The organism is Ruegeria sp. AM5 (assembly GCF_056540645.1).
The window spans coordinates 173,162-185,925 of record NZ_JBQFXC010000004.1; the positions used below are offsets into that span (position 1 = coordinate 173,162).

Annotated in this window: 13 protein-coding genes; 9 read left to right on the top strand and 4 right to left on the bottom strand. The window is 58.3% G+C overall.

Annotated features, from left to right (window positions below):
- Positions 1 to 2: 2 nt before the first annotated feature.
- Positions 3 to 875, bottom strand: a complete 873-nt coding sequence (locus ACR0AH_RS12380; RefSeq protein WP_480592141.1) for an S-methyl-5'-thioadenosine phosphorylase — start codon at positions 873 to 875, stop codon at positions 3 to 5.
- 205 nt (positions 876 to 1,080) lie between these two features.
- Here ACR0AH_RS12380 and ACR0AH_RS12385 point away from each other — a divergent pair, with 205 nt between their 5' ends.
- Positions 1,081 to 2,715 carry a SulP family inorganic anion transporter gene (locus tag ACR0AH_RS12385; protein ID WP_480592143.1) on the top strand — a complete coding sequence of 545 codons (1,635 nt, stop codon included), beginning with the start codon at positions 1,081 to 1,083 and terminating at the stop codon, positions 2,713 to 2,715.
- A 30-nt stretch (positions 2,716 to 2,745) separates the two neighbouring features.
- On the opposite strand, the gene ACR0AH_RS12390 is transcribed toward ACR0AH_RS12385, so the two are convergent.
- Both ACR0AH_RS12390 and ACR0AH_RS12395 read right to left on the bottom strand, forming a co-directional pair.
- The gene (locus ACR0AH_RS12390) at positions 2,746 to 3,390 is read right to left on the bottom strand and encodes a CatB-related O-acetyltransferase (protein ID WP_170397291.1); all 645 of its coding nucleotides are present in this window, start codon (positions 3,388 to 3,390) and stop codon (positions 2,746 to 2,748) included.
- A complete protein-coding gene (locus ACR0AH_RS12395) occupies positions 3,390 to 3,995 on the bottom strand; it encodes a flavin reductase family protein (protein WP_480592144.1) in 606 nt (201 codons plus the stop codon). The genes ACR0AH_RS12390 and ACR0AH_RS12395 overlap by 1 nt, the downstream gene beginning before the upstream one ends.
- 72 nt (positions 3,996 to 4,067) lie before the next feature.
- Between ACR0AH_RS12395 and ACR0AH_RS12400 the strand changes: the two genes are divergently transcribed.
- From ACR0AH_RS12400 to ACR0AH_RS12420, 5 genes are all read left to right on the top strand, one after another.
- On the top strand, positions 4,068 to 4,562 hold the full coding sequence (locus ACR0AH_RS12400) for a GNAT family N-acetyltransferase (RefSeq protein ID WP_170397287.1): 495 nt from the start codon (positions 4,068 to 4,070) through the stop codon (positions 4,560 to 4,562).
- 53 nt (positions 4,563 to 4,615) lie between these two features.
- Positions 4,616 to 5,383: an EcsC family protein gene (locus ACR0AH_RS12405; RefSeq protein WP_170404266.1), complete on the top strand. Its 768-nt coding sequence runs from the start codon at positions 4,616 to 4,618 to the stop codon at positions 5,381 to 5,383.
- An 80-nt stretch (positions 5,384 to 5,463) separates the two neighbouring features.
- Entirely contained in the window at positions 5,464 to 5,949 is a 486-nt protein-coding gene (locus ACR0AH_RS12410; protein ID WP_480592146.1) for an NUDIX hydrolase, read from the top strand.
- A 71-nt stretch (positions 5,950 to 6,020) separates the two neighbouring features.
- Entirely contained in the window at positions 6,021 to 6,476 is a 456-nt protein-coding gene (locus tag ACR0AH_RS12415) for a DUF1178 family protein (protein WP_480592147.1), read from the top strand.
- Between the two features lie 3 nt (positions 6,477 to 6,479).
- A complete protein-coding gene (locus ACR0AH_RS12420; protein WP_480592149.1) occupies positions 6,480 to 7,118 on the top strand; it encodes an SDR family NAD(P)-dependent oxidoreductase in 639 nt (212 codons plus the stop codon).
- On the opposite strand, the gene ACR0AH_RS12425 is transcribed toward ACR0AH_RS12420, so the two are convergent.
- On the bottom strand, positions 7,112 to 7,468 hold the full coding sequence (locus ACR0AH_RS12425; protein WP_170397277.1) for a hypothetical protein: 357 nt from the start codon (positions 7,466 to 7,468) through the stop codon (positions 7,112 to 7,114). The two genes, ACR0AH_RS12420 and ACR0AH_RS12425, sit on opposite strands and share 7 nt — an antisense overlap.
- A 155-nt stretch (positions 7,469 to 7,623) precedes the next feature.
- Here ACR0AH_RS12425 and ACR0AH_RS12430 point away from each other — a divergent pair, with 155 nt between their 5' ends.
- From ACR0AH_RS12430 to zwf, 3 genes are all read left to right on the top strand, one after another.
- Positions 7,624 to 8,862: an aspartate kinase gene (locus ACR0AH_RS12430; RefSeq protein WP_170397275.1), complete on the top strand. Its 1,239-nt coding sequence runs from the start codon at positions 7,624 to 7,626 to the stop codon at positions 8,860 to 8,862.
- 45 nt (positions 8,863 to 8,907) lie between these two features.
- Complete coding sequence (ptsP, locus tag ACR0AH_RS12435; protein WP_170397273.1) at positions 8,908 to 11,151, top strand: phosphoenolpyruvate--protein phosphotransferase; 2,244 nt, start codon at positions 8,908 to 8,910, stop codon at positions 11,149 to 11,151.
- 165 nt (positions 11,152 to 11,316) lie between these two features.
- On the top strand, positions 11,317 to 12,762 hold the full coding sequence (gene zwf / locus ACR0AH_RS12440; RefSeq protein WP_170466131.1) for a glucose-6-phosphate dehydrogenase: 1,446 nt from the start codon (positions 11,317 to 11,319) through the stop codon (positions 12,760 to 12,762).
- The last annotated feature ends 2 nt before the right edge of the window (positions 12,763 to 12,764 follow it).

A 12,764-nucleotide genomic window follows, 5' to 3' on the forward strand; every position in this document is an offset into this window, starting at 1 on the left:
GTTTATAACACCCGCCCAGCCACAGCATCCAGCTTAGCCAACAATTCCGGATCGCGCTTTTCAGGCGCGGTCAGGATGGCATACTCCAGCGCCCGGTCGCAGCCATGCGGGCAGGGCGCACGGTCGGTCCCCAGCATAGCGGGCAGACCTTTGACCAATGCCCGGCCTTTTTCCGCATTGCCGGTCAGCGTGGCGATGATGGCGGCCACGTCGACTTCACCGTGATCAGGGTGCCAGCTGTCATAGTCGGTGACCATGGCAATTGAGGCATAACAAAGCTCGGCCTCGCGTGCGAGTTTCGCTTCGGGCATGTTGGTCATGCCGATCACGTCGCACCCCCATTGTTCGCGATATAATTTGGATTCCGCCAATGACGAGAATTGCGGTCCTTCCATCGCCAGATAGGTTCCACCTCGGTGGATGGTGATGCCAGCCGTCTTGCCAGCAGTCTCGCAAGCGTCCGACAGGCGCGGGCAGGTCGGATGCGCAACACTGACATGGGCGACGCAGCCAGTCCCGAAAAAGCTCTTTTCACGGGCAAATGTTCGATCGATGAACTGATCCACGATCACGAAATCACCCGGCGCCAAATGTTCGCGGAACGACCCGCAGGCCGAGACCGAGATCACATCCGTTACGCCAAGCCGTTTCAACGCGTCGATATTGGCGCGATAGGGCACCTCGGTCGGCGAGTGCACATGTCCGCGACCGTGACGCGGCAAGAAGGCCATTTCGACCCCATCCAGCGACCCGGTCAGGATCTGATCCGACGGATCGCCCCATGGCGTTTCTACTGTGACCCACTCGGCATTCTCCAGACCATCGATGTCATAAATGCCCGATCCTCCAATGACGGCGATTTTTGTTTGGGTCACGAGTGCTCTCCATTGAAAATTCCTGCTGTGTGAGTTCTGCGGGCCACAGCACCTTTTGACAAGTGGGTTCAACGGTTTGTGTGCGCTTGGGTCAAGCTATGCGCAGGGCGCATATCAGGGTCCCGCCTGGCGCGGTATCTCAAGACCGGTTTGACCGCTAGAAGGCCCCTTTCGCGCGAACAATACCGACCAACAGGACCGATCCATGCCCCGAGCCATGCTGGCAAGCTTTGCCAATCGTATAGCCAAACCCGATTTGCGCTGGGTCCCGGATGAGGGATTGACCTTTTCCCGCCTGCGGATCGAACTGCTGTCCGGTCTCACCGTCGCCTTGGCGCTGGTCCCCGAAGCCGTGGCCTTTGCCTTTGTCGCCGGGGTGCACCCTCTGGTCGGGCTTTACGCGGCGTTTCTGGTCGGTCTGATCACTGCGTTGATCGGTGGTCGCCCCGGCATGATCTCGGGCGCGACCGGGGCGCTTGCGGTTGTCATGGTCGCACTGGTCGCACAACACGGGGTCGAATACCTGTTCGCAACTGTGGTGCTGATGGGAATTATGCAGATTATCGCAGGAGCGATGCATTGGGGCCGGTTCATCCGTCTTGTGCCGCACCCGGTGATGCTGGGCTTTGTGAACGGCCTGGCGATTGTGATCTTTCTGGCGCAGCTGGGGCAATTCAAAGTGCCCGGAACCATGGAAAATACCGGCCACGGCATGGGCGGTGGCGAGTGGCTTTCAGGCCTACAGCTCTACACAATGCTGGGTCTGGTTGCGCTGACCATGGCTGTGATCTGGATCATGCCCCGCATCACCCGCGTCATCCCAGCGCCTCTGGCCGGGATTTTTGTTGTCGCTGCTTTGGTCATTGGCATTGGGCTGGACGTCCCGCGTGTCGGTGATCTGGCTTCGATCGAAGGCGGCCTGCCCAGCTTCCATATACCTATGGTGCCGCTGAACTGGGAGACCTTTGAAATCATCCTGCCCTATGCCCTGATCCTTGCCGCAATCGGTCTGATTGAATCCCTGCTGACGCTAAACCTTGTGGGTGAGATCACCGGCAAGCGCGGTGGTGCTTCGCAGGAATGTATCGCGCAGGGCACAGCGAACGTAGTCACCGGTTTCTTTGGTGGTATGGGCGGTTGTGCGATGATCGGTCAGTCGATGATCAACGTGAAGTCAGGCGGGCGCACGCGTATCGCAGGTATCGCTGCAGCGCTATTTCTGTTGCTCTTTATCCTGGTGGGTTCGCCTCTGATCGAGCAGATCCCACTGGCCGCACTTGTCGGTGTGATGTTCATGGTGGTGATCGGAACCTTCGCCTGGAATTCGCTGAAGATCATGCGCAAGGTGCCTTTGATGGATGCGTTCGTGATCGTACTGGTGACAGTCGTCACCGTGATGGAAGACCTTGCGGTGGCTGTTGTGGTCGGTGTGATTGTCTCTGCCCTGGCTTATGCATGGAATAACGCCAAACGCATCCACGCGGTTACGCGCGACTCGGAAACGGAAGAAGGGGCGAAGGTCTATGAAATTCAGGGCCCGCTGTTCTTTGGTTCGTCCGAGGGCTTCGTGGAGCTGTTCGACGTAAGAAACGACCCCGAGACCGTCATCATCGACTTTGCAGCCAGCCGTGTCGTGGACCAATCCGCGCTGCAGGCTATCGAAAACACCGCCGCCAAATACGAAGCGGCTGGCAAACGCGTCATGCTGCGGCACCTGAGCCGTGACTGTCATACACTGCTGAACAAGGCCGGCCATCTGATGGTCGACAGCGATGATGACCCGGATTACGAACTGGCTGTGGATTATTCGGTCCGCACCGGTATTCTGGGCGGGCACTGAATACGCGAAAGGGCGGCCGGATTGGCCGCCTTATATCTCAGAAGCAATGCGCTCCAACGCATCGATATTGCCTGAAAGCAAGGCATCTTCGGCCCGAGTGATTGTTTCTGCGGGCCAATCCCACCATCGCAAGTCTTGCAGCCTTTCAATCACATCGCGATCAAAACGATAGCGCCGGACTTTTGCCGGATTTCCGGTAACGACTGCATAGGGTGGAACCTGACCCCGCACGACCGAGCCTGCGCCAACAATCGCGCCATTTCCGATCTGCGCTCCGGGTAAAATCAAAGCTCCGTAACCGATCCAGACATCGTGCCCGATAACGGTATCACGTGTATCAGGCTGGTAGCCTGACATGCGATCCGGATCGAAGATTGGAAATGGAAAGCAGGTCAAGCCATCGGTCGCGTGATTTGCGGAGGCAGTGATAAACCTTACTCCATGAGCGATTTGGCAGAACTTGCCCAGCATCAGCTTTTCTTCTGAAAAGGGAAACAGATACGGTGCAAGCCGCTGCGCCCAGTCCTTCGGCGCATCGAAATCCGAAGCATAAGTGTAAGCTCCGGCCTCAAAGCGGGGATGATCGATGGCCTGAGACAGAAACACTGTTCCGTTGTGGCTAGAGCCGTCGGGCAGAACAATCGGATATCTGCGTGTAGGATCAGGCAGTGGCATTAGTCATCCGGGCGTGAAAGGCTGAACAATTCTGTCACCACAGAATAGTCCCGATAACCCAACCGCGCGAGCGGGTTGAATGAGGTCACGTCAAATTTGCCGTCACGGATGTGGTCATCGTGCAGGTGCACACCAGTGACCTCTCCGAACACCACCCGATTGGACTCACCCGGCAGAGTTACGATCTGAGTAAGTTTGCATTCCAGCGCTGCGGGCGCTCCCTCGACCCGAGAGCAATTTATGGTTTCGCATTCAACTGGTGTCAGCCCAGCATGAGCGAACTCGTCGACGTGCTTTTCCAAACCCTCTGAGCTGGCATTCATTGCGTCGCGATGCGCATGGGCCACCACGTTGACGCAGAATACCTTCGTGGCCTCGATGTTGGCGATGCTGTCCTTGCCGCCATCCTGATCGTGTTTGGAGCCGGTTGAGGCGAACATCACCTGAGGCGGTGTATAAGCGACACCATTGAAGAAGGAATACGGGGCCAGGTTGTTGATCCCGTCAGCATCGCGCGTCGAAATCCAGCCGATCGGGCGTGGGGTTATGATGGCGTTGAAGGGGTTGTGTGGCAGGCTGTGGCCGTCTTCGGGGCGATAGAACATATGGACTCCAAGCGTTTGCCCAAGGCCTATCGAAGTGCTAGGGCGATTTCCAGCAAGGATAAGAGGGCGCGCGTGCAGCAATTCAAGATCAGGCCGGAAGAGCCGGAAGACTGGTGGGAAGTCGAAGCGCTCTATGACCTGTGCTTTGCTCCGGGGCGCGAGGCGTTATCGTCTTATCGTCTGCGCGATGACGTGCCGCCTGTCGCTGGCCTGTCGCAGGTCGCGCGCGATGGGCAGGGCATTCTGGCTGGTGCAATCCGGTTTTGGCCCGTGCATGTGGGTGAACATGACGCGCTGCTGCTAGGTCCAGTGGCGGTCCACCCGACCCATCAAGGCGAAGGGTTGGGCGGATATCTGATCCATCAGGGGGTAGAGGCCGGGCGCGCCAAAGGGTGGGATCGCGTCATGCTTGTGGGCGATGCGCCCTATTATGCCCGGTTCGGGTTCACCCCGCTGACGGGTGTCGAAATGCCCCCGCCCACCAACCCTGATCGCATACTGGGTTTGGAATTGACCCCCGGAGTTTGGTCCGAAATTCAGGGGCTTGTTAGTCGCTGGACCCGTTGACCCATTGAAAACCCGCTGCAAAGTCCCGATGTTTTCAGGACAGGAGGGCACAGATGCAGGACGTGGTTCTTGTCGAAAAACTCGATCCCGAGGCCGAGCTTGATCGGCTTGCGCAGCTGTACGGTGCGGCAGGTGGCGCAGGAGTGAATCTGCTGAACAAGCTTGGTGGTTCGGCGGAATCCTTATTGGATCAGTTACCTAAGCCGGTGCGAGAAGGTCTGACCGAAGCAACCGAACAGGCGCTTTGGCTTGCCATGCACGCGGCCGAAGGCTCTCGGCGTGCCGTGCCGGACCAGAAACCATGGGTCAACACAGCCCTGACCACTGCCATGGGCGCAGCCGGAGGTCTGGGTGGAGTGTCCACAGCACTTGTCGAGCTGCCCGCGACAACCGCCATGATGCTGCGCGCGATCCAAGGCGCAGCGATGCGGGAAGGATTTGATCCGACCGCCGAGAACGTGAAATTCGACTCGATCCGAGTGTTGTCAGCCGCAGGTCCTTTGGCCGAGGATGACGGGGCTGATCTGGGCTTTTTCTCAATGCGCATGACCCTGACCGGACCGACCATGCAACGCCTCATTGCGATGGTGGCGCCGCGCCTGTCCGTAGTGCTGGGCCAGAAGCTGGCGGCGCAGTCTGTACCGTTGCTTGGGGCGCTTGCCGGGGGCGGTACAAATTTTGTCTATACCCGCTACTACCAGCAGATCGCGCATGTGCACTTTGGGCTGCGTCGATTGGCGATTGATGCCGACATCCCTCATGACGAGCTGGTGCGGCGTTTGTCGGGGCGGATGGCTCTGAACAAGGGGGCTTTCCCGTAAAGCTTGGCAGACTCTGCCGGATATGATAAATATCACTTTATAAACCGCAACATAAGCGGAGCGAGCAGTGGATATGAACCGTGTTTGACGGGCGCAGTAGTGGTGCGATTGCCGGGCTTTCGGCAGAAAACCTCTCCCTTTCCGGGGCGCTGCCTGTTTATGCTCAATCCGCTGCGCTTTGCTATCGAACTAATGATGGCCTGCCAGAGATTTTGTTGATCACAACGCGCAGGGCGCGGCGCTGGATCATCCCGAAGGGGTGGTTGATCAACGGGCTGACCCCGTCTGAAACAGCCGCCCGCGAGGCCTGGGAAGAGGCTGGTGTTTTGGGGCAGTGCGGAAGCGAAAGCCTTGGTCGGTTTGCCTATATCAAGAACCGGCCTGGCAAGCCATCGGCGCTGTGTCTGGTTGATGTGTTTCCGCTGCATGTGCAGCGATCCGAGGCGCAGTTTCCCGAAGCGGGTGAGCGCAGGCGCAAATGGGTTTCGCCCCAAAAGGCATCGTCGAAAGTGGCGTCGCCAGATCTTGCCGCGCTTTTGGGTGGATTCGGGCTGCACCGGCAGTAGCGCGACAAGATCAAGACTTGATATTGCCATGTTGGTCGGTATCTATTCGCCAACCGGATTTTGGATGTGATATGATTCAATACGCATTGAAATGCAGCAATGACCACAGCTTTGACAGTTGGTTTCAATCCGCAGCCGGCTTTGACAAACTGTCAGCGGCCGGGTTGGTAACCTGCGCGGTCTGCGGCTGCGACAAGGTGGAAAAGGCGGTGATGACACCGCGTGTCCGACCTGCGCGCAATGCGGTGACCGAGGTTGCACCAGCGCAGCCTTCTGCGGATGAGATCAGCATGGCAACACCTTCGCCCGAGATCGCTGAGGTCCTCAGCGAACTGCGTCGAAAGGTCGAGGAAAACTCGGACTATGTGGGCAAGGATTTCGCCAAAGAAGCCCGCAAAATCCATCTGGGGGATGCACCCGAGCGCGCGATCTATGGTGAGGCCAAGCCCGAAGAGGCGCAATCGCTGATTGAAGACGGCGTGCCGGTCGCACCGCTGCCGTTTGTTCCTAGCCGCAAAACCAACTGACCCATGCACATCGTTGTTACGGGCGCGAACCGAGGGATCGGGAAAACCATTGCGGATCAGTATCGTGCAGAAGGTCATGAAGTGACCGGAACTGCCCGAGACGGTAGCGCAGATATCGTGCTGGATGTCACGGACCCAGAACAGCACGCTGCGATGGCCGAGCAACTGCGAGGCCGCCAGATTGACCTGCTGATCTGCAATGCGGGCGTTTATCTGGACAAAGGACACGACATTAGTGGCTATCCCGCCGAGATGTGGGCGCAAAGCTTTGCCGCCAACGTGACAGGCGTGTTTCTTACCATCCAGTCCTTGTTGCCGAACCTAAGTACCGCGCGGGGCCGGATCGCCATCGTTTCGTCTCAGATGGCGTCACATACGCGCGCGCCGGGTGGCAGCTATATCTATCGTGCGTCAAAGGCGGCGGCGCTGAATTTGGGCCGCAATCTGGCAACTGACTTGCGGGCGGATGGCATTGCGGTGGGTATCTATCACCCGGGCTGGGTGCAGACGGACATGGGTGGAGCTGCGGCAGAGATCACGGTCGATCAGGCGGCAAACGGCTTGATCGAGCGATTTGCGGCTCTCTCGCTCGATACTACCGGTTGTTTTGAAACCTGGGATGGTCGGGCGCACCCTTACTGAGAGTTCAGGGCCGCCTTGGGGATTTCGTAGACTTCACCGGGATCAATGAAGATCACCATGATATCACCGCGTGTCTCATAGGTCAGTTTCGATGTCGAACTGCTGGAATCCGGCACGCCTTTGGTGAAGTAAATCCGCCGGACCTCGCCAGTGTTCAACTGAACCGCCAACGTCGCCGTTCCATCTTCGCGCTTCCGCAACTCGGCTGGACAACTGGCCAGTGTATCACCCGCTAATGCAGCGCATGGAACGGTGCCTAATGAGTTCTCGCCATCCGTTCCCGATAGGGTGGCCACTTGGGCATTTGCGGCAGTCGAAACCAGGCTTAGGGCAAGGGCAAAGCGGAACATTGAAATCCTCGTGGAATAAGACTTTGACCGAACGCTTACACCACGCACGACCAAAGTAAAGCACTGCGGTGCAGACTTTGCCCACTTGCCCTTGCGCCCCCCCTCGCATAAGAGGCACGGGATCAGAAATTCAAGGCGCGGAGACACTAGCCCCCATGCCCGTACTCGTGATGAAATTCGGCGGCACATCGGTCGCCAATCTGGACCGGATCCGCCGTGCTGCCAAACGGGTTGGTGTCGAAGTAGCCAAAGGCTATGACGTCATCGTCATCGTTTCGGCGATGTCCGGCAAGACCAACGAGCTGGTGGGCTGGGTCGATGAAATCTCTCCGCTCTATGACGCGCGCGAATATGATGCCGTTGTCTCCTCTGGTGAAAACGTTACAGCTGGCCTGATGGCGCTGACCCTGCAGGAAATGGACATCCCGGCGCGCAGCTGGCAGGGTTGGCAGGTGCCGCTGATCACCAACGGTGCCCATTCAGCGGCCCGGATCGAAGAAATCCCGCCCGAGAATATCAACCAGAAATTCGGCGAAGGGATGCGCGTTGCGGTGGTCGCGGGCTTCCAGGGCATCAGCCCCGAAGGTCGCATCACCACGCTGGGTCGGGGCGGTTCGGACACCACTGCCGTGGCTTTTGCTGCCGCTTTCGAAGCCGAGCGCTGCGACATCTATACGGATGTGGACGGTGTCTATACGACCGACCCGCGCATCTGTGAAAAGGCGCGCAAGCTGGACAAAATCTCGTTCGAGGAAATGCTCGAACTGGCCTCGCTGGGGGCCAAAGTGCTTCAAACCCGCTCGGTCGAGCTGGCGATGCGCTACAAGGTGAAACTGCGCGTTCTCTCAAGCTTTGAGGAACAATCCGACGAGGCCGGTACACTGGTCTGCGACGAGGAGGATATCATGGAATCCAATGTTGTGGCCGGTGTGGCCTATTCCCGCGACGAAGCCAAGATGACCGTCGTTTCCGTGGCGGACCGTCCCGGCATCGCCTCGATCATCTTTACCGCGCTCAGCGACGAGGGCGTGAACGTGGACATGATCGTCCAGAATATCTCGGACGAAGGGCGCACCGACATGACCTTCTCCTGTCCGACCAATCAGGTCTCCCGCGCCGAAAAGGCATTGCTGGCGATCAAGGATCAGGGTGAGCTGAACTACGCCGAACTGGTTGCGGATGAGGATGTTTGCAAGGTCTCAGTTGTCGGGATCGGTATGCGCTCGCAATCCGGTGTTGCGGCCAAGATGTTCAAGATTCTCTCGGATGAGGGGATTAACATCAAGGTCATTACAACCTCCGAGATTAAAATTTCCGTCCTGATCGACAGGAAATACATGGAACTTGCGGTTCAGGCACTGCATGATGCCTTTGAACTGGACAAGGCGGCCTGAGCTTTCGGCCAAGTGTCCTGTCTGAAACCGTAACGTGGGTGGGCCATGGCGGAAGGCACGGAAACAGAATCTCGCAAGCTGCTGGGACGGCTGCGCGAAGAAATGGCGAGCGAAGCCGCCGGTCAGGAACGTCTTGACCGGATCACGCACCTGATCGCCGACAGTACCGGTCGCGAAGTTTGCTCGATCTACCTGTTTCGGGATGAGGATACGCTTGAACTGTGCGCCACCGAAGGTCTGTCCCCAGAAGCGGTGCACAAGACGCGGATGCGTATGGGCGAAGGGCTGGTCGGTCGCGTCGCCAAATCTGGCAAGGTGGTGAATACGGCGGACGCGCCCTCGGCCAAGGGCTTTCGGTACATGCCGGAAACTGGCGAGGAACGGTATTCGTCCTTTCTTGGTGTGCCGGTACAGCGTCTGGGTCAGAAACTGGGCGTGCTGGTGGTTCAGTCCCGGGACGCGCGCGAGTTTTCGGCGGATGAGGTTTATGCGCTGGAAGTTGTCGCGATGGTTCTGGCCGAAATGGCCGAACTGGGCGCGTTCGTCGGCGAAGGCGCGGCCTTGTCACCGCTGCACCAGCAATCGGTGCAACTTACCGGTGGCCCGGCGCAGGAGGGATCTGCTGAAGGCCATGTCTGGCTGCATGAACCTCGTGTTGTTGTCACCAATCCCATTGCCGAAGACCCGCATCGTGAGCGTGAGCGGCTGACCGAGGCCGTTGAAGAGCTACGCGTCGGCGTCGACAAGATGCTTGAGATTTCTCAGGGCGGCGACAAAGAGCAGTTGCAGGTTCTGGAAGCCTACCGGATGTTCGCCAACTCCAAGGGTTGGATGCGCCGGATGGAGGAGGACATCGCTCTTGGTCTCAGCGCAGAGGCGGCGGTCGAGAAAGAACAATCTCAGGCGCGGGCTCGCATGGGGCAGGTCACCGATCCGTATTTACGTGAACGGTTGGCCGATCTGGACGACCTCAGCAATCGGTTGCTGCGAATTTTGACTGGACAGGGTAACGGAAATGGGGCTGACCTGCCGCCCGATCCGATCCTAATTGCGCGAAATATCGGCCCCGGTGATCTGCTGGAATATGGCCGTTCTCTCAAAGGGATCGTATTGGAAGAAGGCTCGGTCGGAAGCCATGCCACTATCGTGGCGCGCGCGTTGGCGATCCCACTGGTGGTGCATGTAGGTCGCATCACCACCGAAGCCCTGAACGGCGATCACATTCTGGTTGATGGCGATAGCGGTGTCGTTCATCTGCGCCCCGAAGACACCGTTGTTAGTGCATTCCGTGACAAGATCGCGATGGAGGCCAAAGCGCAGGAGCGCTACGCCTCGATCCGTGAAACGCCCACCGTTACTCAGGATGGTGCGCGAATCAACATGGTGATGAATGCGGGCCTGATGGCCGATCTGCCCTCACTTAGCAATTCTGGTGCCGAGGGCGTGGGCCTGTTCCGCACCGAACTGCAGTTTCTGATCCGCAATCAGATGCCCAAGCGATCCGAGCTGGTAACGCAATACAAACGGGTTCTGGATGCTGCGGGCGAAAAGCGTGTGGTGTTCCGTACACTCGATATCGGGTCAGACAAAGTTCTGCCCTATATGAAGCATGTGGAAGAACCGAACCCTGCGCTGGGCTGGCGGGCGATCCGGGTGGGTCTGGACAAGCGCGGCGTGATGCGGATGCAGTTGCAGGCGCTGATCCGGGCCGCCGATGGCCGCCCCCTGACGATCATGTTCCCGTTTGTCGCGCAGGCTGACGAATTCCGTGAGGCGCGCTGGGAGGTCAAGAAAACGATCGAGCGTGAACGGCGTCTGGGCCATGTTCTGCCTGAATCGCTCGAAGTGGGGGCGATGCTGGAAACGCCTTCACTTGCCTTTGCGCCGCAGAAGTTCTTTGACGAAGTCGGCTTTATCTCGATCGGTGGGAACGACCTGAAACAGTTTTTCTTCGCCGCCGACCGCGAAAATGAACTGGTTCGCCGTCGCTACGATACGCTGAATGTCAGCTTTCTGAGTTTCATTGAACGTATCGTTGAGAGATGCTCGATCTCGGACACACCGCTCAGCTTCTGTGGCGAAGATGCCGGTCGCCCGGTCGAGGCGCTGTGTCTCGCGGCCATGGGCATCCGTACCCTTTCGATGCGCCCGGCCTCAATCGGGCCGGTCAAAAGCCTGTTGTTGCGGTCGAACCTTCAGGATGTGCGTAAAATTATCGCCGATGCCCGCCATCGTGGGGAACAATCCGTGCGTCCGGCGGTGATGGACTGGCTGCGGACGCAGTCCTGACTGATCTTCCGCGATGCCAGCTGCAAATCCGCGCTTGATTTTTGCGCTCAGGTTTTCTATTCAGCCGGTGAATGTTAGCGATAACATAGCTAATGACGCACATGCGTTTTAATCCCGGGCTGAAACCTCGCTTATGCTGGCGGGGAATTCGAAAGGAGCCTTGCAATGGTCTCACGCGTAATTCCGGTAGATCCGTTCGACCTTGTGTTGTTCGGCGCGACGGGCGATTTGGCGCAGCGTAAAATCCTGCCGGGCCTCTATCATCGCTTCGAAGTCGGCCAGATGCCTGAGAATGCGCGCATCATTGGAACCGCCCGATCCGACATGGACAGCGACGGGTTCCGTGAACAGCTGCGTGCGTCGATGCAAGAGTTTGCGCCGGGTTTTAAAAAGGATACGCTTGATCGCTTTCTGTCCCGCGTCGAGTATGTTCCGGTAGATGCGCTTGGCGATGCGGGTTGGTCTGACCTTGCGAAAACGCTGCGACCGGATGTGGTACGCGCTTTCTATCTGTCAGTAGGCCCAAGCCTTTTCTCGGGCATCGCCCAACGTCTGAACGAGCACGGCCTGTCCACACCTGACAGTCGTATCGTGGTCGAGAAACCCTTTGGTCACGATCTGGCATCAGCCAAAGCGTTGAACGAAGGGCTGCGGGCCTGTTTTGAAGAACATCAGATTTACCGGATCGATCATTATCTGGGCAAGGAAACCGTGCAGAACCTGATGGCGCTGCGCTTTGCCAATTCGCTTTTCGAACCGCTCTGGAACGCCACTCATGTTGATAACGTCCAGATCACCGTGGCCGAAACCGTGGGCGTCGAAGGGCGCGGTGCTTATTATGATCAGTCCGGCGCGATGCGGGACATGATCCAGAACCATCTGGTTCAATTGCTGTGCCTGACAGCGATGGAACCGCCTTCGAAATTCTCACCCAACGCGGTGCGCGATGAGAAAGTCAAAGTGATCGAAGCGCTGGAGCCGGTGGAACCCAAGGATATCGCTCGTGGTCAGTACCGCACCGAAAAAGGGGGCGATGGCTATCTGGATCACGTCGGCAACCCCGCCAGCCGTACCGAAAGCTTCATTGCGCTGAAGGCGCATATCGGCAACTGGCGCTGGGCCGGTGTCCCGTTTTATCTGCGGACCGGCAAGCGCCTGCGCGCACGTGAATCCGAGATTGCAGTGTTCTTCCGCGACCCGCCGCATACGATTTTTCCGAATGTCGGACCATTGCATGGCAACGTGCTGGTGATCCGCCTGCAACCGGATGAAGGCATCACGCTCCGCACCACCATCAAGGAACCGGGGCAGGGCGGGTTCCGCCTGTCCGACGTTGCACTCGATATGAGTTTCGCTGATGCGCTGGGCGATGACGGCCAATCCCCGGATGCCTATGAACGCTTGATCATGGATGTCATCCGCGGCGACCAGACTTTGTTCATGCGCGGGGATGAAGCCGAGGCCGCATGGGCCTGGGTCGATCCCATCATTCACGGCTGGGAAGAGCGTGGAGATAAGCCCGCGAAATACGATCAGGGCAGTTCGGGGCCTGAAGAAGCATTGATGCTGATGCATCGCGATGGACGCCGCTGGCGTCAGATCGGAGGGTAATC

Excerpts from the sequence above, each read along its gene's own strand:
- ACR0AH_RS12385 (WP_480592143.1), top strand. The coding sequence starts at position 1,081 with ATGCCCCGAGCCATGCTGGCAAGCTTTGCCAATCGTATAGCCAAACCC.
- ACR0AH_RS12425 (WP_170397277.1), bottom strand. The coding sequence starts at position 7,468 with ATGTTCCGCTTTGCCCTTGCCCTAAGCCTGGTTTCGACTGCCGCAAAT.
- ACR0AH_RS12415 (WP_480592147.1), top strand. The coding sequence starts at position 6,021 with ATGATTCAATACGCATTGAAATGCAGCAATGACCACAGCTTTGACAGT.
- ACR0AH_RS12390 (WP_170397291.1), bottom strand. The coding sequence starts at position 3,390 with ATGCCACTGCCTGATCCTACACGCAGATATCCGATTGTTCTGCCCGAC.
- ACR0AH_RS12395 (WP_480592144.1), bottom strand. The coding sequence starts at position 3,995 with ATGTTCTATCGCCCCGAAGACGGCCACAGCCTGCCACACAACCCCTTC.
- zwf (WP_170466131.1), top strand. The coding sequence starts at position 11,317 with ATGGTCTCACGCGTAATTCCGGTAGATCCGTTCGACCTTGTGTTGTTC.
- ACR0AH_RS12430 (WP_170397275.1), top strand. The coding sequence starts at position 7,624 with ATGCCCGTACTCGTGATGAAATTCGGCGGCACATCGGTCGCCAATCTG.
- ACR0AH_RS12405 (WP_170404266.1), top strand. The coding sequence starts at position 4,616 with ATGCAGGACGTGGTTCTTGTCGAAAAACTCGATCCCGAGGCCGAGCTT.
- ptsP (WP_170397273.1), top strand. The coding sequence starts at position 8,908 with ATGGCGGAAGGCACGGAAACAGAATCTCGCAAGCTGCTGGGACGGCTG.
- ACR0AH_RS12420 (WP_480592149.1), top strand. The coding sequence starts at position 6,480 with ATGCACATCGTTGTTACGGGCGCGAACCGAGGGATCGGGAAAACCATT.